This window comes from Pseudomonas sp. HMSC057H01 (genome assembly GCF_001836405.1).
Classification (GTDB): Bacteria; Pseudomonadota; Gammaproteobacteria; order Pseudomonadales; family Pseudomonadaceae; genus Pseudomonas; species Pseudomonas aeruginosa.
In genome coordinates, this window is sequence record NZ_KV828433.1 from 1 (window position 1) to 1754 (window position 1754).

3 protein-coding genes are annotated in these 1754 nt (G+C 61.2%); all 3 read right to left on the reverse strand.

Features of this window, described 5'->3' with window-relative positions; genetic code table 11:
* Positions 1-16: 16 nt before the first annotated feature.
* Complete coding sequence (locus HMPREF2581_RS10385; protein ID WP_033969499.1) at positions 17-634, reverse strand: glycoside hydrolase family 19 protein; 618 nt, start codon at positions 632-634, stop codon at positions 17-19.
* Positions 631-963: a phage holin, lambda family gene (locus tag HMPREF2581_RS10390; protein WP_004353177.1), complete on the reverse strand. Its 333-nt coding sequence runs from the start codon at positions 961-963 to the stop codon at positions 631-633. The genes HMPREF2581_RS10385 and HMPREF2581_RS10390 overlap by 4 nt, the downstream gene beginning before the upstream one ends.
* A gap of 84 nt (positions 964-1047) precedes the next feature.
* Entirely contained in the window at positions 1048-1575 is a 528-nt protein-coding gene (locus HMPREF2581_RS10395) for a Rha family transcriptional regulator (protein WP_031634620.1), read from the reverse strand.
* Positions 1576-1754 lie beyond the last annotated feature (179 nt).

Here is a 1754-nt window from a genome sequence, read left to right on the forward strand (position 1 = left end):
GTCGTGAACCCGAGCATCATTCCCCCTTGAGCGCTGCGCGCGCCCATTCGAGACGCGCCACTCGATCCTCAGCACCGTTGTAGCCGCCGTTGATCTTCAGAGTGATCCGCTCGAATCGGCCTTGGTCAGCCAGGTCGTTTAAACCCCGCGACTTCCACCACCACCCCGAGGCGATAGCTGCCCAGGTCCGTTGCTCCAGCAGTTCCGGTTGCGCTACCAGTGGCAGCGCCAGGGCGCGGGCGGCTTCGGCGTAGTTGTCGTGGCCCGTAATCATGATCAGGCCGCGTCCCCGGTATCGATACCCATCGCCCGTATCCGGTGAGCCGTTGCCCATCCGGTTTGCGTAGACGCGGTTCGCGATGCGCTCAGGCTGGCGTGCGTACTGCTTTGCCTCTGCCGGCGTGAACCGCTTCGGCCACGTCTTGAGCAGGCCTTCTGCGGAGTAGTTCAGATTCTCGACCAGACGCTTGAGGCTCTGGCTTTCGTGCCCGACCTGAGCCAGGAACATCGCCACCCGCTCAGCCGTGTTGATCTCGAACCGAGCCATGGCGCCGTTGATGTGCTCGACCCAAGTCGAGGCAGTAGCGGCACCGCAGCCGGTAGCGCGGTCGAGTTGATCGGCGGTGATCTTCATTCGCCAGCCCCCCGGCGCGGAAACTTCCAGTCGGCGATCCGATCAGCGAACTCGGCGATCTTCTTCACACCCAGGAAGCCGGTGAACACCCCGGCAGCAGTAGCCATGTTCTGCGGAAGGCCAAACCACTCAAGGACAGGAATCAGGCCCAAGGTGATCAGAGTGCAGAGCGTTGCCTCGAGCAGCGCCTGGCGCCGCGTTCCACCGCCGTAGATCACCCGGGTCAGCGCGACCACAAAGGACAGGCCGGCGGCGTACAGCTGCGGATAGTGCGCAGACAGCCACGCAAGCAGCGCAGCCCAAGTTTCAGGGCGTTCTGGCATTTTCATAGTCTCTGCCCCTCGCAGGGGTTCTAAAACGACGAAGCCCGCTCAATGGCGGGCTTTCGTTCGTCGGGTGGGTTCCGGGGCGGATCAGGCGTGAAACAGCTGCAACTGCCATTCGCGCTCGACCTCGATGATCTTCTGTTCGATGACGGGTGCCTTGATCTGCCATCGACGCAGGGTCTTGCCGGCCAGGCTGGCAATTCCTTTCTCTTGTCGGTACTCCGCCATCAGCTCGTTACGCAGGGTGGCGAAGTCCATCGAGCGCTTGAACAGTTGCTCTGCCATCCAGTTGAAGGCACGGATGTAAGCCTCTTTCCATTTGGCCGCCTCCTTGCCGGTGAAGCCCATGCACAAGAACGCAAAGCCATCTCTGGTTATGCGGAACGCTGGAGATTTCCGCCTGGCACCTTTGCCGATATCGACATCCACGATCATCTCCTCAAAATTGAGGGCATGAAATTCTGGCGAGCAATCGAGGCCGCGGATCGCCTTGATCACGTTGTCGTGCCGCTTTCCGAAACGCTCAGCCACCTTCAGCGAGGTCGTTACAACCTGGCCGTCATTGACCATCACCAGATCACGCAGGCCGGCCTCATCAAGATCAATCTCACTCATCTGATCCACTCCGCTCACCTGGAAAAGGAGCGCAGCGGGGCGGACGGATGAGCGGACATCCGCCTTTCGGCTGTACGGGCCTAGCTGCGTGTTGGCTTGCCTTGCGGCGGAAATGAAAGAGCCCAGCGCTATGGCTGGGCTCTGAAATAGGTGCGGGTGGATAGGGGCCACTACCCCGT